Annotated in this window: 22 protein-coding genes; 1 reads left to right on the top strand and 21 read right to left on the bottom strand. The window is 47.6% G+C overall.

The genetic code is table 11. The features are described from left to right. Positions 1 to 93 precede the first annotated feature (93 nt). Positions 94 to 303 carry an Hha/YmoA family nucleoid-associated regulatory protein gene (locus JBO43_RS18375; RefSeq protein WP_202668518.1) on the bottom strand — a complete coding sequence of 70 codons (210 nt, stop codon included), beginning with the start codon at positions 301 to 303 and terminating at the stop codon, positions 94 to 96. 166 nt (positions 304 to 469) lie between these two features. On the opposite strand from JBO43_RS18375, the gene JBO43_RS18370 reads away from it, so the two are divergent. After that, entirely contained in the window at positions 470 to 1,639 is a 1,170-nt protein-coding gene (locus JBO43_RS18370; RefSeq protein ID WP_202668517.1) for a site-specific integrase, read from the top strand. An 82-nt stretch (positions 1,640 to 1,721) separates the two neighbouring features. On the opposite strand, the gene JBO43_RS18365 is transcribed toward JBO43_RS18370, so the two are convergent. From JBO43_RS18365 to JBO43_RS18270, 20 genes are all read right to left on the bottom strand, one after another. Beyond that, complete coding sequence (locus tag JBO43_RS18365) at positions 1,722 to 2,036, bottom strand: hypothetical protein (protein ID WP_202668516.1); 315 nt, start codon at positions 2,034 to 2,036, stop codon at positions 1,722 to 1,724. 71 nt (positions 2,037 to 2,107) lie between these two features. Further along, on the bottom strand, positions 2,108 to 2,524 hold the full coding sequence (locus JBO43_RS18360; RefSeq protein ID WP_202668515.1) for a hypothetical protein: 417 nt from the start codon (positions 2,522 to 2,524) through the stop codon (positions 2,108 to 2,110). Positions 2,525 to 2,620: 96 nt separating this feature from the next. Further along, a complete protein-coding gene (locus tag JBO43_RS18355; RefSeq protein ID WP_331251903.1) occupies positions 2,621 to 2,965 on the bottom strand; it encodes a hypothetical protein in 345 nt (114 codons plus the stop codon). Between the two features lie 15 nt (positions 2,966 to 2,980). Beyond that, positions 2,981 to 3,781, bottom strand: coding sequence for a hypothetical protein (locus JBO43_RS18350; protein WP_202668514.1), 801 nt, complete (start codon positions 3,779 to 3,781; stop codon positions 2,981 to 2,983). A 9-nt stretch (positions 3,782 to 3,790) separates the two neighbouring features. After that, positions 3,791 to 4,741 (bottom strand): DNA replication terminus site-binding protein, encoded by a 951-nt coding sequence (locus tag JBO43_RS18345; RefSeq protein ID WP_202668513.1) that lies wholly within the window; start codon positions 4,739 to 4,741, stop codon positions 3,791 to 3,793. Next, complete coding sequence (locus tag JBO43_RS18340; RefSeq protein ID WP_202668512.1) at positions 4,710 to 5,330, bottom strand: DUF2913 family protein; 621 nt, start codon at positions 5,328 to 5,330, stop codon at positions 4,710 to 4,712. Before JBO43_RS18340 ends, JBO43_RS18345 begins: the two co-directional genes overlap by 32 nt. After that, positions 5,323 to 5,655, bottom strand: a complete 333-nt coding sequence (locus JBO43_RS18335; protein WP_237730115.1) for a hypothetical protein — start codon at positions 5,653 to 5,655, stop codon at positions 5,323 to 5,325. The genes JBO43_RS18340 and JBO43_RS18335 overlap by 8 nt, the downstream gene beginning before the upstream one ends. A 129-nt stretch (positions 5,656 to 5,784) precedes the next feature. Beyond that, complete coding sequence (locus JBO43_RS18330; RefSeq protein ID WP_202668510.1) at positions 5,785 to 6,312, bottom strand: hypothetical protein; 528 nt, start codon at positions 6,310 to 6,312, stop codon at positions 5,785 to 5,787. Positions 6,313 to 6,385: 73 nt separating this feature from the next. Further along, positions 6,386 to 6,643, bottom strand: coding sequence for a hypothetical protein (locus JBO43_RS18325; protein ID WP_202668509.1), 258 nt, complete (start codon positions 6,641 to 6,643; stop codon positions 6,386 to 6,388). A gap of 6 nt (positions 6,644 to 6,649) precedes the next feature. Continuing rightward, complete coding sequence (locus tag JBO43_RS18320; protein WP_202668508.1) at positions 6,650 to 7,240, bottom strand: hypothetical protein; 591 nt, start codon at positions 7,238 to 7,240, stop codon at positions 6,650 to 6,652. Positions 7,241 to 7,283: 43 nt separating this feature from the next. Further along, positions 7,284 to 7,556, bottom strand: a complete 273-nt coding sequence (locus JBO43_RS18315) for a hypothetical protein (RefSeq protein WP_202668507.1) — start codon at positions 7,554 to 7,556, stop codon at positions 7,284 to 7,286. A gap of 278 nt (positions 7,557 to 7,834) precedes the next feature. After that, entirely contained in the window at positions 7,835 to 8,782 is a 948-nt protein-coding gene (locus JBO43_RS18310; protein WP_202668506.1) for a hypothetical protein, read from the bottom strand. Positions 8,783 to 8,882: 100 nt separating this feature from the next. After that, complete coding sequence (locus JBO43_RS18305) at positions 8,883 to 9,824, bottom strand: hypothetical protein (protein WP_202668505.1); 942 nt, start codon at positions 9,822 to 9,824, stop codon at positions 8,883 to 8,885. Positions 9,825 to 9,893: 69 nt separating this feature from the next. Further along, positions 9,894 to 10,814, bottom strand: a complete 921-nt coding sequence (locus tag JBO43_RS18300; RefSeq protein ID WP_202668504.1) for a hypothetical protein — start codon at positions 10,812 to 10,814, stop codon at positions 9,894 to 9,896. A 105-nt stretch (positions 10,815 to 10,919) separates the two neighbouring features. Then, positions 10,920 to 11,798 (bottom strand): hypothetical protein, encoded by an 879-nt coding sequence (locus JBO43_RS18295; RefSeq protein WP_202668503.1) that lies wholly within the window; start codon positions 11,796 to 11,798, stop codon positions 10,920 to 10,922. A gap of 76 nt (positions 11,799 to 11,874) precedes the next feature. Further along, on the bottom strand, positions 11,875 to 12,399 hold the full coding sequence (locus JBO43_RS18290) for a hypothetical protein (RefSeq protein WP_202668502.1): 525 nt from the start codon (positions 12,397 to 12,399) through the stop codon (positions 11,875 to 11,877). Positions 12,400 to 12,664: 265 nt separating this feature from the next. Further along, positions 12,665 to 13,897, bottom strand: coding sequence for a DUF7146 domain-containing protein (locus JBO43_RS18285; protein WP_202668501.1), 1,233 nt, complete (start codon positions 13,895 to 13,897; stop codon positions 12,665 to 12,667). 116 nt (positions 13,898 to 14,013) lie between these two features. Beyond that, on the bottom strand, positions 14,014 to 14,232 hold the full coding sequence (locus tag JBO43_RS18280) for a hypothetical protein (protein ID WP_202668500.1): 219 nt from the start codon (positions 14,230 to 14,232) through the stop codon (positions 14,014 to 14,016). Positions 14,233 to 14,302: 70 nt separating this feature from the next. Beyond that, the gene (locus JBO43_RS18275; protein WP_202668499.1) at positions 14,303 to 16,285 is read right to left on the bottom strand and encodes a VWA domain-containing protein; all 1,983 of its coding nucleotides are present in this window, start codon (positions 16,283 to 16,285) and stop codon (positions 14,303 to 14,305) included. A 70-nt stretch (positions 16,286 to 16,355) separates the two neighbouring features. After that, complete coding sequence (locus JBO43_RS18270; RefSeq protein ID WP_237730114.1) at positions 16,356 to 17,468, bottom strand: DUF3150 domain-containing protein; 1,113 nt, start codon at positions 17,466 to 17,468, stop codon at positions 16,356 to 16,358. Positions 17,469 to 17,560: the final 92 nt, after the last annotated feature.

The following is a 17,560-nucleotide window of genomic DNA, read 5'->3' as shown; positions in this document are numbered from 1 at the left end:
GGTGATATCTCTCCGCTTCTCAGGGGCGAATAACATCAAAAGTTACTTTTCAGAATACCCGACCGCATAATATTCCCGGAGGCAGGGCGATGATTAGCGGACAAAGGCCCAGACGCTGGCAGGCACTTTATCGTAGAGCCTTTGCATGGTCAGTTCGGCCTTGCGGTGATCGTAGGCGCCGGACAATTCCATCATATTTGCTCTCCCGTATTTTTCATTGAGGCGTTCGTAAACAATATCCAGCGTTACAAACGTAGAGCACTTTCGGAAAGTCATCAGGTACTGCTGTTTATTTTCAGACATAGTTAGCCTTGGTTTTGTCTTTGTCCGTTTTTTTATTCCCCGCATCAGCGGGTCATGCAGAGCAATAACAGCATATCTTATTTTTGGTGCAGCACCCTTGTTTTATCTCCCAATTCACAATGGTATAATTACTGGAGATCCATACAGTAACGAGGCGACGTTATCGATGACCGAAATTACCCACCATATTGCGGAGGGCGACGTGCTTTCACAGGTTGCCCGGTTAAACACCGACGGCCGGTCTTTGACCCGCCTGGTTCGCTATTTCTCTCATCTCAAATTCAATACTGCCAAGACATATCTGCACTGGATGCGAGTCTGGGGGGACTGGTATTACGCCAATGCGGCCAACGAAGCCAGCTGGCCCGCCAGCGCTATACCGGCACACCCGGAAGCCTTTGAAGTCTTTGTCGAGCATCTGGGTGGCAGGCTTCGCCGCAGCAGCGTCGTCAGCTGCGTCCAGGCATTAAATAGCATTCATAAAAAAGGGCTCGATGCCCCCGGCGTTCTCTCTTCTGAAATCTGGTTCATCCTGGAAACCCTGAAAAATGATGAAACCCGGCGCCAGACGGTAACACGCCAGGCAACGCCCTTTATGCTTCCCGATCTCAAAAAACTGATATCCCTTTATGCTGGGACTCACTCCGTCAGAAAGCTTCGTGACCTGTGCCTTATCTGGCTGGGGTTTGAGACACTCCTCCGCTCAGTGGAGATCCGCCGCATCCGGCTTCAGGATCTCCGGCTGGATGATATGTCTCTTGAATTCACCCTATCGGTATACCGTACTAAAACCGCCGCCAGCACCAATTTGTCCTATCGCCTGTCACCGCAGCTCACCACCAGCCTCCTGCGACTGATGAACCTGGTAGGCAAAGATGGGCGCACCCACCCTACAGAATTTCTCTTTCAGGCTGTGAATGCTCACGACACCGGTTACATGCCCGAAGGCTGGCTGCTTCGCAGCCGAGGCAACGATATCGATACGCTACTTCAGCGCCACAACATGCCATATCGGGCAAACAGGACGCCAGTTCAGGAAACGGAGCCGGAGAAAGCCGATGATGAAGGGATTCTCAGCAAAGATACCCTGTTAAGGGCGTTTTACGATCTCTGGTACACCCTGAACCCCAATGAAGACGAGATCCGGTGCTGGACTGGTCACAGCGTTCGCGTAGGAGGTGCCATTCAACTTGCACAAAAAGGTTACTCACTGGTGCAAATTATGGAAATGGGGAACTGGTCAAGTCAGGAAATGGTGCTTCGATATATTCGCAATATTGAAGCCGGGAACAAGGCGATGACGCTGTTTATGCGTGAGGCCTTTCGGGAGGCGTGAAGCTGCAATTTGCGGTCGGGCCCTATTGAGAGCCCGGTATAGTTTTGGGCGAGTAACGAGTACTTACTTTTTTTTAATTCGATTACTCAGGTATGAGGCGATACACACCGTGCCACCAGGCGGTAGCGGAGAGCGCATGATCACAACGAACAAAGTGACCATTCGTTTTATCCGTAAAGGCAATCATACCCCTTTCCGGCCCGCACACCTTATCCACGTACTCAAATAATCCCCCATCGGTCATGGACGGTGGATAATGCTTTATCACCAGTGGCGTTGCCAGCCACAATGGGTACTTTTCAGCATGAATCCAAATCTGAAACTCCGCAAATGCAGCAATAAAAACCGCAAAGTAAAGCCCTACTATTGCCAATAACAGCGCTTTCAAATAGCGCATATCTCTCTCCTGCCCGAGAAAATCATCAGTCAAAAAGCCGAATTTCTTTCAAAAGGGTGCCAGAAACTCAATCAGCTGCCGGTGCCTTTCCACATACTGACGTATGTGCTATCCGGACGCTTCAGTCTAATAACATCATCAGGAAAAGTGCCCAAGCGTTCAACTGACCAGATCTCCTGTTGCGTAACCTGGCTCCCGCTACGTGATGCAATAACGCTGACCGAGACACTGCTATCTTCCGGTTGAATAACCACGCAACCAGCCTCATTCGCATCGCTCAAAGTGCCCGTCGGGCAAACGGTGTTGCCATATACCAGTGCACGCCTACCGTGGTCATCCATTGGCCAGCCGGGAATAATAACTACAGAAGGGAGTTGTAAAGACCCAGTGGAGAAGACCAGTTTGAGGGGATTCCCCACGACTTCATTTTTCTGGTCGCAGCCGGTTAAAAGCAACAGCATGGCCACCAGCCGTAATTTGATTTTCATCCGCTTCCCTTTTTCTCCTGGCCGATTAATTTGCTCGCGGCACGAAATTGACGGGACGGTTAGCAACAACCGCCACACTGATGGCGACGATCCACGTCACTTCTTTTTAAACGGGTTGAACCGTGACAGCGGTGATTCTGGTTTGACCGTCATGGCACCGTTCCCGCGCTTTAGTTTGTAGATCCCGTTAAGCTTCATCGTCTGTATCGCGACGTTGGCCAGTGAAATCAGTTTCAGGGTGTAGATCAGCTCAAAGGTCGGAATGGCCAGCACGAAGATATACAAAACGCCAGCAAACATAACCCGCAGCCAGGCAAAATACTCCATGTTCAGCGCCCGCTTAAAATACAGTTTTTCCAGCACCGTGACGCAATAATTGGTGAGAAAAGATGCGCCGATTGCCATGACGATGACAATGCAAATCATAATTGCCAGTTGCACTAATACACTCCTTATTCAGTTGACCGCGACGTTGGTTTTGGATTTACGCTTGGCCGTCGTGCCGCCATTTTTGGGTTTCGTATGGTGGAACAAAAATGCATCGACCATCATCCATTCCTTCCCGTGGGTGCGGACCAGCAGCAATTTCTGGCTAGGATAGTGCGAGTGATAGTACATTTTAACGTCTTTCGTTCCGAACATCTCCTGCTTGCGACTGAGCTCCTGTGCCTCCATCTCAAACTCGGTAAGAAATTCTGACGTCAACCGGCGGCTCAGCATTCGTAGGGCACTCGCATTAACATCATGTTTTGCCAAGGTGCCAAACCGCACCAGTGCCTTTTGCGTCACCTGCACCGGCCCCAGTACTGACTCGACCACCTCATTGCGCCAGTAGTAGTGCATATCGACTTTGACCCAGCAAATACCATCTTCCATCGCTGACGTCCTGAGTGTGCCGGTCATGGGCACCATGGTTAACCCCTGCCAGCGCATCTGCATATAATCGGCGAGTGACCGCAGTGTTTCCGGAACGTCTTTTCCTAGCAGCAGGGACTGAAGGGCGGGAGTGAAAGCCTGCCAGCTTAGCTCATGGCCGTTCCAGAGATGATCAATCTGATTTTCCTTACGTAACAGAAAGTAGTTACCGCACAGCAGCTCAGCCCGTACCTGATCCTCTTGCGCAGGATGCCGTGATTTTTGCAGATCCACGGTATAGACCACCCGATGAATGGAATCGGCATGGTATTTTTTCGCCCACAAGAACACCATAAAGAGGCGTTCATCAATTTGCTGGCTGGCGGTAGAAATCCACTGCATATGCTCTCCTCACGCATTCCTGACAATAAAGATACCCGTATCCACACCCGGCAGGAGATCACGGTATTCCAGCCTTTGCTTGCGAGGCACTCCCGGTTCACGGGGTTGCCACTGTTCCAGAACTTTCACTTCTGGGACCCGGCCCGTTGCGAAAACAGGCAGGGAAGATTTTTCAACCCGGTAATTGGCATCAGCGTACTTCGCTCCCGCCCGGGGCTCATCGTCCCCACGGAAAACAAACAGATGCGCTATCGGTACCGGAAACGCATTCACCCGGCACAGGCGATATGACTCACCCTGTTTCAGTGCCTGGTGCTCAATAGCCTCTATAGCCGATTCAATACCCATCAAGTGTTCGGGGAGGGATGTAGTGGGCGACATCTTCGCCACCGCCAGACGCTTTTCCAGCATGCTCAGTAGCTGGTCCCGGTCCTTTACCTCGTGATTGCGTTGCAACCGCCAGGAAAAAGTAACTTTTTTAAGCTGACCTTCGACAAAGGTAATGCTTCGCGTGGACTGACGGACAATGAGGCCAGGCATTTTTTCATGCACTTTCTCAAAGCGGCGACTCTTATCGAGCTCCACCGCTCTCATCGCCATCGCGAAGTTTTTCTTAGCCGTGTTGATGGCGCTGATCAATCGCCCCAGCTCCCGTGGATCACCGGGCACAATGACAACGCCCGGAAATTTTTGCGTGATTTTGGTAGACTCCGCCGCCAGCGTGGTGATATCGGAAACGCTGAAATAGGACAGTGCGTCCAGAATTTCGGCGTTAGACGCCTTTGCCAGGACATCGACGTCCATGCTATTGACCACCCTTTTCCGCTCGTCATGGCGCGTTACAGGGTGGGTTTTCATCATGATGGAGCAGACCGGCGGGTAAGCATCAAGATACGCCCCCAGTTGGCCAATTTCTGCCGTGATTACGTCACGCAACTCTGTCAGTCTTTCGGTCGTCATAGACCTCTCCCGAATAAATGGCGCAGCGCCAGACAAGGATGTTATCCACCGATTCCGGTTGTCCTGCCTGGTAATGAAATCCGCAGAGATGCGCCTCTTCCGCAAAGTCCTGGCACTCCCCGGTAAAGTACAGGGATAAAGGCGCAGTCTGCTGGCCCAGAAAGTCGAAGCAGCGTTCGACATCAGTAAGCAGACCAAAACAGACGGGGCGGCTTTGCAGATCGAGTCTCTCCCAGTCCGTCTGGGTTCCGAATTTTACCCACCAGCCACGTCGGGTCAATGCATCACGCAGAGCCTGTACCCGGGCTAAGGCAGAGTTCGGTATTTCCGGTATCACGCCCTCACCCTCAATGAGCAGCTCAAGGATACTCATCAGGTCCTTCACCTGGTTCTTTTTGGCCTTTTTAAGCGCGTTGCGAAGGCACTTGAGCGCAGGTCGTGAGCACAGCCCGCGACGATCTGCGGAGTCCAGCCAGCCCTGGATCAGGGCATTATTCACGGAGGAGCCTGTCCCGCGCTTATCACGATGCTGATGAACATACAGCAGACAGGAAGTCGCCGCGCTGACTGCTTCCGGATTTTCACTCATCGGTGCCGTTCCTGGTCGAACTTCTAATTTCTGGCGTTAGAAATAACGGCAGCTGACACGGGCGATACGGGTAATGCACGGTATGCCCATCCTGCGTGATCCTGTTCAGACGATAGCGTCCGTTCACCCGGTCAACAGACCAGGTTCCCGGCATCAACGGCACCCTGCGAGTGAAAATATTGATCCCCGCCAAGTAAAATGACTGTACCAGCTTATTGTGCAGTTCGACGACCCGGACCTTCACCATAAATCCCGGTAAGGGAGACAACCAGATCAAAAGCCATACCGGGGGTAATATCGAGTGGCCCAGGAGATAGCTGGTCATTAGAAGTCCAAATAGCTGTATCAAACTGATCCCAGTCCACAGAAACATCCACCCCAACCAGGCCCGCGACTGACAGAGCTTCCACTCCAGAAGAAACAGATTTTTTTGCAAGCCTTCCCCCTGTATCTGTTAATGGATTGCGGCCGTATTCATCAGCTGAATCGTGGTACGTGGATAGATTTCATTTTTCCACAGCTCGGCCGATGTCCCCCAGCCATGGAAGACGCCGTCCCCCGCAAGCGCATTAAAACCGGTGATTTCATCCCGGATCTGGTAAGCAAGAGGTCCCGGCAAATCCAGATATTCCGGCAGTGACAACAGTAAACCGTTAACCAGTTCGCCGGTAAGTACAGTCATCCGTTCGAATTCTGAAAACTCTTCGCCAGGGATGGCGCCACGCGGCATTGAAAAGCAGCATAAATCCAGACCATCAACCTGCTGTCCAGCATCAAAGCCATCTTCGTTAACCACAAAACGGAAAAATGCTTCCCGCCGGGAATCCGGACCCACCTTTTCACCTGGTGCGGCCTCAACGCCATAAAAGATCCGTGAGTCCCACTGACTAAGCGAGGAAGAGAAAATCCAGCATGACAACGACAACGCTAATTCTTCTTTAAAAATTCGCTCTACCACGGTGCTGTAACCCTTATTTTGCATGTTGATACCTGATTTATCGGATATACCCGCTATCTAAACACAGCCAGCAGAAAATCTAACAACCTCCGGTACCCTAATAATCACAAATGCTGTCGCCCCGTTGTTTTAGCCTGTGCTCCAGATAAATACTGACCATATCAATCGGCTGGTGCTCCTCCAGACAGGCTCGCAGCAAATCTTCAATGGCCACGTCCTCAAGTCCCCGCGTATGAAGTATGGCTTTAGCGCCCGCCAGCATTTTGTGTGTGCTTCGACTTAAATGCAGGCGCACCTGATTGCGGGTATCAAACGGAATTTCGTCACTGCTCAGAGGGTCCAGTTCATTTGTCATGCGTTCTCACTCCAGATCAGGGATCAAATGAAAATTAACAGCGATAGAGGTTTGTGGGTCACCATTCTCAACCACGCTCAGCCAGCTCCTGGCCGCGACTTGCCCTTCACAAACCAGCAGGTAGCCGGTACCCGCTGAATGAAGAGCGGAGAGTCGACTCAGCACATCATCCGAACGTGGCCCCAAAGCTCCAGGTACATGTATAAAAGCGTCGTCCGTTACGGCATTTCGCAGCCGGAACAGAAGCACTTCTTTTTCTTCCTCGCCTTCAGGCAGCACCAGTAAGATCCGACAGCCTGCCCGCACCCGCTGCGCCAAGCCAGAAGTCAGCTTCTGAAATCGCAGCGCATAAACGACCAACCTGAATCGGGTCATGCACAGCCCACTGACAATGAAAATGACAATGACTCCGCCCAGGGCAGAACGGTATAACCACCAGTTGGTGGCCGCAGCGGCAACCAGAAAGACCGTTAACACCACACTCCCCCAGAAAAAAACATACGCATAGCGACTTTGCTTGTTTTCCCAAAATGCAGAGATGAGGATCACCGCCGTAACGGCATATATCACGCAGTCATAGAACGATTCGGTTAACATTAATTTTAATTCTCAGGGTAGTTAAAACAGCCAGATGAAAACGCTACTCCGGCACGTGGCCCAGACAACCATTTTCCGCACAGAAATTACTGCACGTCACCGTCGTTATATATTGCTCTCCACGGAGGAGCCTCAACTCAAGCTCCTCCCGCACCTCATCAGCAGGTCTCTCAAACAGATATTCAAGCTGACTATCATTGGGATTATTCAGTAACCGCTCGATGCTGAAAGCCGTGTGTTTGTAAAGGAATTCAGACTCAACCGGCGAAAAGGCACTTACTTGCACGGACAGACTTTGCGAACTGAAGCGGGTCATAAAATCTCCTTTCACGCTGTTGAAAACAGTATACAAATCCTGTGGCCTGATTTTTTCACTAACCACCCTGATTTTCCTGCTTAAGCACATTTCCGATGAAAGGCCAGTAATGATCCTGCATATCTCCGTCCCGTTAGGTGGTTAGGTGTTACACGGTGTAACTGTGAACCTGACTGCCACCCGGCACGGTACAGGCAAAAAAAAAAGGCACAAACCCCCGTCGCGGGAGCTCGTGCCTTTTTGTCGATGCATCATAAATATTTTAAGGACATCTACATCTATGCTGCCATGGAGGCAGGTGGTGTCAGGATGTTCCTGAGTTCATGGAACGCTTCTCTTAAAAGGCTTGTCCGGTTTGCAATTTTCAGCATCCCATTTTTACCTTTAGAGACATACGTTCCTGAGTATGAAGTATAAATCTCTTCTCCATGCTCATCAGTAAATAAAATGCGCATCAAAGCCGAAATTTCCGACTCATCCGCCGCACTATTGAAAATATTAATAATAGTTTCATTGTTACGTTTGTTAATAATTTTGCCATGAGGCAGCATTACCTCTTCCATATAACAGTCTTGGTATCCAAATGGGTCTGTCTCTTCTAACAGAGTAATATTCATCGTTAAACCACCATTAATCTGTCGAGTAAACTCATATTCACTCAGTCCGCAGATAGCCATATTTATGCTGGAAAAGGTCTCGTATGCCCGGTGCAAATTCTCTGACAGTAAATCCTGTAAATACTCAACGAATGCTTCGAATTCAGTATCCCAAAATTTTTGCAGGGCAAAACGTGCAATATGCACTTCCCCGTTCACTGCCATTAATTGGTTGTAGGTTCCGAGATCAAAACCCGACCGCTGGGTTACGTCAGCACTATGGGCAAGGATTTCATCCACCACGGGTTCGAGTTCAACCAGGCTGCTGGCATAGTGTTTCCCTTCAATGCGGATTTCTTCAGAAGCCAAATCATCATATGCCCACAGAAGGGATTTGATTTTTTTACTGAGGGCCGCGTGCTCCGCACTCAGAGGCGCATCTGTTGATAAAGTGCCAATATAGATATCGACGGCATCTATCAAGTCAGAACCTTTCAGCTTGCAGGATAGTGAGACTTCATCGCTTTGTGTATGACATACAGAAGCGATAATTTCGGCCTCATCAAAATCTATCCCCATACCGCCCAGTTCTGCACGCACATAGTTTGTCATATCATGATATTTAAACATATTTTCTTCCTTCTAAATGGTAAGGAAGAGCTTCCCCACGGAAAAGCTGCTTCCCCGTGAGGTGAGTTAAATTTAAATGCGTTTTCGTGATGACGGCTAATTAAGCAGCAAAATGCCGTTCATCCTGGAGATATCTGATTACTGGAATGATCTCTTTCAGAAGCTCTTTCCGGTTGTGGATTTTTATCACTGCTTTAGGGCTGTACGAGGCACTGGCCGCAAGTAAGCCTGAATAAATACACACACCGCCCTGAGTCGTCACTTCCACTTTAATGTTGACAGGCACACAATCACCTGATGCCACATCCATATAAAGTTTAGTGATAGCTTCATTATTGCGGTTTGTCAGTTGCTCTCCATTCACAGTATCACGAGTAATATATCGTTCATGCATGTTTAGAGGATAAGATGCGTCATCAATAGAAAGAGACAACTTACAATCCTTATTAATTTTTCGGCTGTATTGATACTGACTCAAAAGTGAATATGTGCGTGTCATATCAACAAACGTCCAATATACAGTCCCCAACACATCGATAAGCTTATTACGGCAGTAGCTAATAAAATCTAAATATTCGGAATGATAGAAATGGGTTAATGCATGGCGGGAAATCAAAACCTTCCCTTCCACTTCCATTAAACTTCGATATTTATCTTTCACCGAATCTGGCGTCGAACAGGTGAGTTCTATTCGCTTCTTAACTAGATCACATATGTCATAGAAGCCAATATCCGCTGCTGAAGTGTCAGAATGTTTAAGCAAAAAGTGGCCGTAGCCGAGTTTGTCAAATACCTGAAGAAAGTACTTCAACTTCACCCTTAAAGGCTCAGTCTGAAGGAAGGGGGCATTAGATGCGATCAACTCGTCCACATACATATCTACTAATTGAGACAACTCTTGGGACTTAAACTCAGCTCGGAGCGAGGAACTGTTGTTCCCGGACGATACGAGTTCTAAAAAAACGTTTTCAGACTTTACGTTAAGTCCTATAGAGTTTATCTTCGCGCAGACAAATTGCTTATTATCAAATTGGCTAAACATAAGCACTTCCTTTTATGGAAAGGGAATGCCTCCCAAGGGAAGCAATATCCCTTGGGGGTTAAATGAAATTTACATGTAGAGAGCATCCAGGTCACGCGAGCACTTGACGTCTTGTAACGTCTTCACTGCGTGGTTGATGGCCTTCTGAAATATAGCATCGCACTTTATGCTGGTTAGTCGGTATTCTGTGACAATAACCGGTGCTGAATATTTTCCAACCAGAGTGCTTTCAGTAGAAACCTCACATTCCGGCTGAAATATTTCAGCATAGATATGGCGTTTCATGACACGACCGGAAAGATACCGCTTAAGGTGGATCAGATATTTGTCGGCTTGGGAAAGCGTTTCAACGGTCCACCCTGTACAGAGTATTTCGTCAACGATCCCGGGCACGACCTTTTCCACCACGATCTTAGCAGTCACGCCAGAACGCTCGCTCATAAACTCACACAACGGGCGCGTAACGCTGTTTTCCAGCACTTTATCCAGTAGAGACCGGGCCAGCGGCATTACAGCCATCAGGCACGTCTGCAACCGATCAAGAATGAAGTTAATAAAGTCACTGCCTTTCTCCACCAGCGCTAGTATCAGATCCTTTCCGGTCGTGGAAGTACGGTAAAAAACATACTCCAACCGGTCACGATTTGGGCCTGAATGAAGCAGTTCAGGATTGCCAATGAGCAGGCGCAAGTGGGTGAGTGTTAACGGGACCGAGAACCGTAAAGATGACAAATTCACGGGCCCAGCAGACAGCAAATGCGCGTTCCGGCAGAACATCGCTAACGGGTGGTCATCTGCACTCCCTGAATACTCGTGGCAATGTGATGCCAAGTATTTTCCAAGGAATGGCAGTAACGAACTGACCGGAATATCAACGTCGACAACAAACTGTTTGGCCTGAAGGATGTCCTGCGAAATGTGAATGCCGGAACACTGTGCAAAGCCATTCTTAATCAACGTCGCTGCTATCAAATTTTGAATGCATTTCATTTTTTATTCCTCGATAAGCAATGAGGAACAACTCCCTGAGGGAGAGTCCCTCAGGAGATTTAAATTTTGGAAGCTATTGCTACTGACTACCGGAGCCGGTCTGCATCAAAAATCACACAAACCAATATCCTGATTCCTTCCTCCAACCGTATCAGCTATCAGCCGGTTCAGTTGTTTCCGATCACTATCAGGCCCCCTGTTCCGCAAAAATGCGGGCAGAGAGCGGCAGACAGGTTCACCTGATCTGAAATGACGGCAGGTTACGTAACCCAGACGACCGCCGGTATGCGCGAACGACTGAATCCGTCGGATATAATCAGCTGCACTTTTTCTGGTGCTCACAGGCGAGTTATTGCGCAAATGCCCTTCAATTGTCTCTGAGTTTAACCGAGACAACTCTATCGTAAGCACGTCAGGACCATGCGTTACGGTCTTAATGATGTGCGGTGTACTGCGGCTGAGCGCAATCTGATGCAGGTCATCAAACAGGGACAGTATAAACTGCATCTCCAGGGACAGAGTATTTCGGACATAACGCATAAACGCATCTATGTGCAGTAGCCATGAGCTGGCCATTTGACTGATATTGGGCTCGCAGGCATGAGTCATCTGGTTCGCCAGTTCGCACTGAGCGTCTGACAAACCAAAGCAACTTTTCCTGTAATCCCGTTGCCGCTGCGGCTCTCGGTGTAGTTCTAGCCATACCGATATATACTCCAGCGACTCATACTCATCACAAAGCACTTCAGCACCCGACAGCAATTGCTGGAGTTCAAGCTCGACATCAAAAGCCAATACGCTTTCTTTGAACGTAGCTATATAACCGGGGAGAAAACCAGCCAGCTGAGAAATCTTGCAATAAATACTTAAAGAACAGTCTTCAATAGGTTGTTCCAACGAAAATCTCGTCTTCACTTCCACATTTACAGGCTCAACACCGTTTTGCAATAAAACAGCGGTTACCAGTTGGGTTAAAAATTTCATAAGGCCACCATAGGTATGAGGGCCTCCTGATGGAGAGCCCATCAGGGATTAAAGTAAATAAATGTGCAATTAGAAATCAGATTAGCGTCATCACTTTATCAATATAATTAACAAGCGAAGGACGTCCGTCATCTTTTGCAAACTTACGTAATTCATCAAGGTTATATCCTGGCAAATAATCGGCATACCCTTTGTCACGCAAGTCATCCACTACTTTAGTCAGATATTCAAATTTGCCAAGGCCATCCCGGACAGGCAACGACATAGGCTTAGACAGAATTTTTTGGGCTTCTTCCCAATCAATATTACGGTGCTCACCAGTCTGCAAATCAAGGTGAACATAGGAAAATTCACGATAATTTCCACGGCAAGTAACATAATATTCCGGAAAGAAATAGCGGTCACAGCGCAGCATACAGGTACCCGTGGGTCTTACTATATACATCAGTGTTCTGTCATTTTCATCTAAGCTCTGTTTCAAAATCCTCAAATCCACCTCATTGTCATAGAAATGATAAATCGCAGACGGGTTAGAAATAATATGAGAATTGATCACAGCTGCTAATTTATTATAAAGCTCAGTTTTGATAGATACTTTCATAATGCTCTCCAGTATAAATGAGAGCATTACCATAACGGTAATACTCCCGTTATGGGTTTTAGATTTTATGGATATACCATGTCGCAAATCCGACCGTAGCCAGAAATACCGCACATTTATTAAACTGAGCAAGCATCTCAGCCGTAAATTTCACCCAAAAGGCGAGTGATTTTCACGAAGAAAAATGGTAATCCCTTTTTAATATAGGTTGAGTAATCTTTATTAAAAAGGATACCCCCCCCGCAATGCGGGGGAGTTATCGGGTTTAAAGCTGAGCCAGTTTCGAAGGTGCCCAGATAACCGGGAAACCGTCCTGACCAGCCAGATTCAGCACATCGTTCCAGTCAATCCCCTTTTTACCTTCAGGGATCTCACTTCCTGGTTCGAATACTGTCACTGTCAGCTCTGAAGCTGGATAGCGCTTTGTCAGAAACTCTGTCATGCGAGCCTGAAGCTTGTTTGCAGCTTCACGACCGGCACACAGGCCCTGACTATTAGCACGATCCTTATCCGACCAGATGTAAAAATGAATCGTTTTTACGTCCGGAGGGGGCAGTAAGGAATCGGGTATGACAACGTTCTCCAGACTCCAGGCTGAGCTTGCAGCCCAGCACGGTGTTGAAGTCGCTTCAGTTACAGACAGCGCGTTTTCAATTCCTTCGGCCACACCGAGCGTCCAGGTCTTAGAACCATTGGCATAGTGTGGGTCGAACAGCTGAATTGAAGCACCAAGCAGATCCGCAGGTGGCTTCATCATCAGTTTCGGATTCTCTACAGATGCCTTATCACCACTCTTTTCAACGTACGTTCTGTGTAAGGTCAGGGCCCGTCCGCGAGTATCCCGCAAAATGGCCACCATCCCCGGATAAATCTGACTAGCCTTCGCATCTTTATCCCAGTAGTACAGGCGAGGGTTATAGCCCAGGTCGGCTGGCAGGTGACTCAGGATACGTGAAAGTCCACGCTTACGGAGGTACTCAGCAACCGGCGAATCAGGGCTAATCTCGCGAGTGTAGTGATACATCACTTCAAGTTTACGAAGGCGGGCCGCAATCTCTTCAGCAGAAAGAGACTCATGTTGCTTCACGATTTCGTGATATTTACGCTCACTTTCTATATCCGAGCGCGTCATCGGTGTCGCCAAATCCATCCCAAAGAAATCAGTCAGGATCTTCTTACACGTCTGCGTTTTGCTCATCTTGAAATATTCAGCCAGCACGTCAATCCCATCACAGAAGGCATTTATCGGGAAGTCATTGTGAATGGCACAACCCGTGTACATATCTTTGTGGCGGAATCTGAACTTTGACTTACCCGAATTGGTAAAGGGGCAGGCCACTTGTCCAGGGGCTTTCGTGACGGCTAAATCAAAAGCAGCGATTTTTTCAAACACTGAACGCCATCCGCCCACTTCCGCTATGCGGGCGTGGACAAGTTTTATAAAGTGCTCGGAAACTTTCTGCGGGCTGAGCTGAGCTGATGAGGAAACATAAGTCATTTTATTCTCTCTTATCTGACACTGTGGGTTTCGCAATGTCTTCTGCGTATCAGAGGACATTGAGAAACCCACAACGCAGAATGTAAGAAAGAGGGCCAATTAAGGCCCTCATAAAATTAAGCTTCAGTGAAGCCCTGTTTTTCCAGTCGTTGAATGAAGCCAAAAACGTGCACCTGAGATTTATGGATTTCGTCCTCGGATATTGAAACTTCCCGAAGAATAATTTCCTTTGGCTCTGTGTCATTAATGACTTCACCTATACGACCCAAAATACGGATCTTATGTTTTTGCCCTTCAACTTCATGCACAACACGGTAGGTTTTAATCTGACTCATAATTTGCTCCATTAACCGTCAAGGAGCAAATAACCCCAAGGGGCTGTTTGCCCCAATCGGGTAGAGTTTTTTAATTGGTGAGAATATCCATGACCAGCTTGTTAACTTCTAAAGCCAACATTGAAATATCCTCGACGTTTACGAAAGTACCGGCTTTAAAACCTTCAAGTTCGTCGGTGTTAATGCCAATACCTGCGACTTCTATTCCGTTCTTATCAGCCAGTTTTAATACTTCATCAACTGAATAATTCGACTTTGAAGGTTCCCCATCGGTAATCAACAAAACGATTTTTCTGTCGAACTGACTTTCTAACAACAGATCGTGTGCGACCTTTAAAGCTTCACCAGTGGGAGTATGACTTCCAGGTTTACCCAGGTCGAAACGTGAAATTGTTTCCTCCACCGTCTGGTCGAAAGATTTAATAATTTCACAGGATTCAGTTCTATAGGGAAAAAGCATATTAGCAACATGCATATTCCCGTAACTTTGCAATGCCAGAGACAAAGCAAGGTCAGCTTTTATTGCATGGATATAACGATCATCACTGGCCATTGAGGCTGAGATATCTCTTAGGATAACAATGCCTATGTGGCCACGACTCTTCGATGCGCCCGGTGTCCGGAATACATCCCGTACTCCCATGGGAGCCTGAATCAACCGACCCGGGTCAAACGTAACGCCTCTGTCCCGTGTCTTATTCATGGTCCGGACATTTGCCTGTTGTAGCATCGACAAATCACCGGCGACGGTCTGACTCAGACGCACTGCTTCGTTATAAACATCAATATCAATCGGCAGGTCAGGCAAATCCCATGGGCTACCACCAAATTCAGCCTTAATGGCCTCAGGGCAAGCTTCAGCGATTTGCTCAACCAGACCGGCGAGTTGGTCATGGTAATCCGGGCTTTCTTCATCACACTCCAGAAAATCATTCAGAAGTGCCTCAAGCTTCGCCCATTGTTCAGTAGAAAAGTTACTTTCCTTATCACCACCGATTTCATTAGCCTGACCGTTATCCAGGCCTGACTGCCCATCCCTTTCAGTCTCAGTGCCATTCTGTGCTTCACTTATATCCATAGCTTCTTCAGAATCGTTACCTGAGTCATCATCCGGTTCGAGTTCAGCATTAGAATCATCAGCATCAGACTTCTGGTCATCACTCTGAGCATCACTTTCATCCGCGTCATCATCAGCATTACTGTCTGGTTCATCTTCGGATTCGAGTTGATTATCAGAATCATCAGCATCGGGGGTCTGATCATCAGTCTGACCTTTGTCCTGTTGCTGCTCTTTTGCCTCATCGCGCATGCGCTCAATCAGGCTGAGAGTTTGTTTGGCCAGTCGAATAGCATCCTCCGTACACCTACTGCTGTGTGCCTCGTGAATGATATACGTTAGTTCAGACAAATAAGGTTTCAGAAGCGTAGCCGCGAACTCGAAAAAAGGATCGAGAATCGCCGCCTGCCCTTCCTGTTTAAGGACCTCCACTCGCATTGAATTGAGTAAAAAACCTTCTAGAAACCTTACCGGATCAGGTTGGGAAGACGTTATATCGCAGGTCATCATGCCTGCCTCAACCATCAACTGATAGGTTCTGGCAAGACGGGGACAAGCTTGGGCGTAATCGCTGCCAACTTGCCGTTCCATCTGTATATCATCAAAGAGATTAATCAGCCCCCCCAGACGGCGTGATTTGGCATATGCCGCCTTTTTGAGTGCAGGGGTATCAAACATTCCTTCATGATTGCTGTCCAGAGACTGGAAACCCGGGGAGGAAGACAAGACAGATTCCATTTCTTCCTGCCACTGGTCACTATCTGTATATCTCCCGTGCCCTGCCTCATGACAAATAAAACCTTCAGTTAACTCTACGAATTTCTGGTCGCTGTAATCTCCATTTGGAAGAACACAAAGATTACGTGAGCGACTAAAATATGGGCCTTTGACACCAGAGGATATAATAACGGTTATATCAGATATTCCACTGATGACATTTGCAATATTCTTAAGACGCTGAATGTGCCGAGGTGAGTTTTTTAAATCGAATTTCATTTGAGTACCTTTTATAAATAGGGGTACTCACCCGGAAGGCGAAGTACCCATCCGGGAAATTGAAATATAATTACCAACCGTTTAGAGACATTTCATCATCTACTTCCACTTCAACCATGACTTGCGTTGGAGTGTTAGGCGATATCTGAATTGAATCATCCACTTTGGGTTCGGCGACGAAGGATTTTGAATCTGAACCAAAAACATCAGCTGACATTAATTCATCAGCCAGGCCCACATCAGAAACCTGCGATTTATTAACAGAAGGCATATTGAATGACCGGGTAATAGATTCCAGCCAGTCCGTTATTTTCTGCTCTCCCGAAATAATTCGTTTCAGCATTGCTGCGTCACTCATAAACAAAAACCATTGATGCAGAACAGCAACATCGCGCGGCTCATTAATAGCACCCGCAGGTAAATTACTTATGATGTGGTTGATAGCATCTGCAAGAACCGATGCTTCTTTATGAATAAACATAAAGCTGATGATCTTGTTTTGCATTTGCTTAAGTCTGGAAATAGTGCTTGAGCGCATATTGTCATTTTTGCTGATTTTTGCATAAACCTTAGATGCCTCATCGGCAAGGTCAATCAGCAACTGGTCCTGATAGAGACTATCAGTCTCATCCCCTTCAACGCTTATCGGGTTAAATGGGATGAAATGCGCAAGATTAAATCGGAAAGAATTTTTGAAATCTTCTTTCGATAACTTGAGCTGGTCAATCAAGTTTGCCATTTTCGGGCTGCGATCTTTTTCAGCCTGTATATGAACTTCATAGTTTTCAAGAACCTTTTCAATACCTGCCTCGAACTCCCGCTGGATTTCCTGAGCTTCTTCCAGGAACTCCTGCATGCTTGTCACAGGTAAAATCCACATATGACTGTAACGGATGCACAGGCGGGAACAGAGAGAAGATATTCTGCTGGTGATCGTGCTCTTGAAACTTAGTGCCTTCACATCTATCCAGCGAACCTCGCTTTTGGCGACACTCTTCTGGTTAGTGACATCAGTGCCCTCGTAGGAAAGTTCAATCTCTCCGGTACGACGAGCGCCCTGACACCCACTGATTTCAAGCTTGGTTATTACTGCACCTTCAGTCAGCTCAGGATAGCGTTTAATGAAATTAGAGCTAATCACTGCGGCGTTTTCTGAAGTTAAAGTAGAAGTATTTAAAGTCATGAGTTTTCTCCAAAATAAATATTGGGGGAAAAATCCCCAAACGGGAAATTTTCCCGCGTAGGTTTATGACAATTGAATTAAGGAATTAAAAG

Origin of the sequence: Lelliottia jeotgali (assembly GCF_016771845.1) — a bacterium.
In the GTDB taxonomy this organism is placed as follows: domain Bacteria; phylum Pseudomonadota; class Gammaproteobacteria; order Enterobacterales; family Enterobacteriaceae; genus Enterobacter; species Enterobacter jeotgali.
The sequence above is the reverse complement of the archived record's forward strand: the minus strand, read 5'-3'. Positions and strand labels throughout refer to the sequence as shown.

Excerpts from the sequence above, each read along its gene's own strand:
- JBO43_RS18360 (WP_202668515.1), bottom strand. The coding sequence starts at position 2,524 with ATGAAAATCAAATTACGGCTGGTGGCCATGCTGTTGCTTTTAACCGGC.
- JBO43_RS18340 (WP_202668512.1), bottom strand. The coding sequence starts at position 5,330 with ATGAGTGAAAATCCGGAAGCAGTCAGCGCGGCGACTTCCTGTCTGCTG.
- JBO43_RS18345 (WP_202668513.1), bottom strand. The coding sequence starts at position 4,741 with ATGACGACCGAAAGACTGACAGAGTTGCGTGACGTAATCACGGCAGAA.
- JBO43_RS18280 (WP_202668500.1), bottom strand. The coding sequence starts at position 14,232 with ATGAGTCAGATTAAAACCTACCGTGTTGTGCATGAAGTTGAAGGGCAA.
- JBO43_RS18330 (WP_202668510.1), bottom strand. The coding sequence starts at position 6,312 with ATGCAAAATAAGGGTTACAGCACCGTGGTAGAGCGAATTTTTAAAGAA.
- JBO43_RS18375 (WP_202668518.1), bottom strand. The coding sequence starts at position 303 with ATGTCTGAAAATAAACAGCAGTACCTGATGACTTTCCGAAAGTGCTCT.
- JBO43_RS18310 (WP_202668506.1), bottom strand. The coding sequence starts at position 8,782 with ATGTTTAAATATCATGATATGACAAACTATGTGCGTGCAGAACTGGGC.
- JBO43_RS18315 (WP_202668507.1), bottom strand. The coding sequence starts at position 7,556 with ATGACCCGCTTCAGTTCGCAAAGTCTGTCCGTGCAAGTAAGTGCCTTT.
- JBO43_RS18305 (WP_202668505.1), bottom strand. The coding sequence starts at position 9,824 with ATGTTTAGCCAATTTGATAATAAGCAATTTGTCTGCGCGAAGATAAAC.
- JBO43_RS18300 (WP_202668504.1), bottom strand. The coding sequence starts at position 10,814 with ATGAAATGCATTCAAAATTTGATAGCAGCGACGTTGATTAAGAATGGC.
- JBO43_RS18270 (WP_237730114.1), bottom strand. The coding sequence starts at position 17,468 with ATGACTTTAAATACTTCTACTTTAACTTCAGAAAACGCCGCAGTGATT.
- JBO43_RS18290 (WP_202668502.1), bottom strand. The coding sequence starts at position 12,399 with ATGAAAGTATCTATCAAAACTGAGCTTTATAATAAATTAGCAGCTGTG.
- JBO43_RS18370 (WP_202668517.1), top strand. The coding sequence starts at position 470 with ATGACCGAAATTACCCACCATATTGCGGAGGGCGACGTGCTTTCACAG.
- JBO43_RS18350 (WP_202668514.1), bottom strand. The coding sequence starts at position 3,781 with ATGCAGTGGATTTCTACCGCCAGCCAGCAAATTGATGAACGCCTCTTT.
- JBO43_RS18275 (WP_202668499.1), bottom strand. The coding sequence starts at position 16,285 with ATGAAATTCGATTTAAAAAACTCACCTCGGCACATTCAGCGTCTTAAG.
- JBO43_RS18285 (WP_202668501.1), bottom strand. The coding sequence starts at position 13,897 with ATGACTTATGTTTCCTCATCAGCTCAGCTCAGCCCGCAGAAAGTTTCC.
- JBO43_RS18295 (WP_202668503.1), bottom strand. The coding sequence starts at position 11,798 with ATGAAATTTTTAACCCAACTGGTAACCGCTGTTTTATTGCAAAACGGT.
- JBO43_RS18320 (WP_202668508.1), bottom strand. The coding sequence starts at position 7,240 with ATGTTAACCGAATCGTTCTATGACTGCGTGATATATGCCGTTACGGCG.
- JBO43_RS18335 (WP_237730115.1), bottom strand. The coding sequence starts at position 5,655 with ATGACCAGCTATCTCCTGGGCCACTCGATATTACCCCCGGTATGGCTT.
- JBO43_RS18365 (WP_202668516.1), bottom strand. The coding sequence starts at position 2,036 with ATGCGCTATTTGAAAGCGCTGTTATTGGCAATAGTAGGGCTTTACTTT.
- JBO43_RS18325 (WP_202668509.1), bottom strand. The coding sequence starts at position 6,643 with ATGACAAATGAACTGGACCCTCTGAGCAGTGACGAAATTCCGTTTGAT.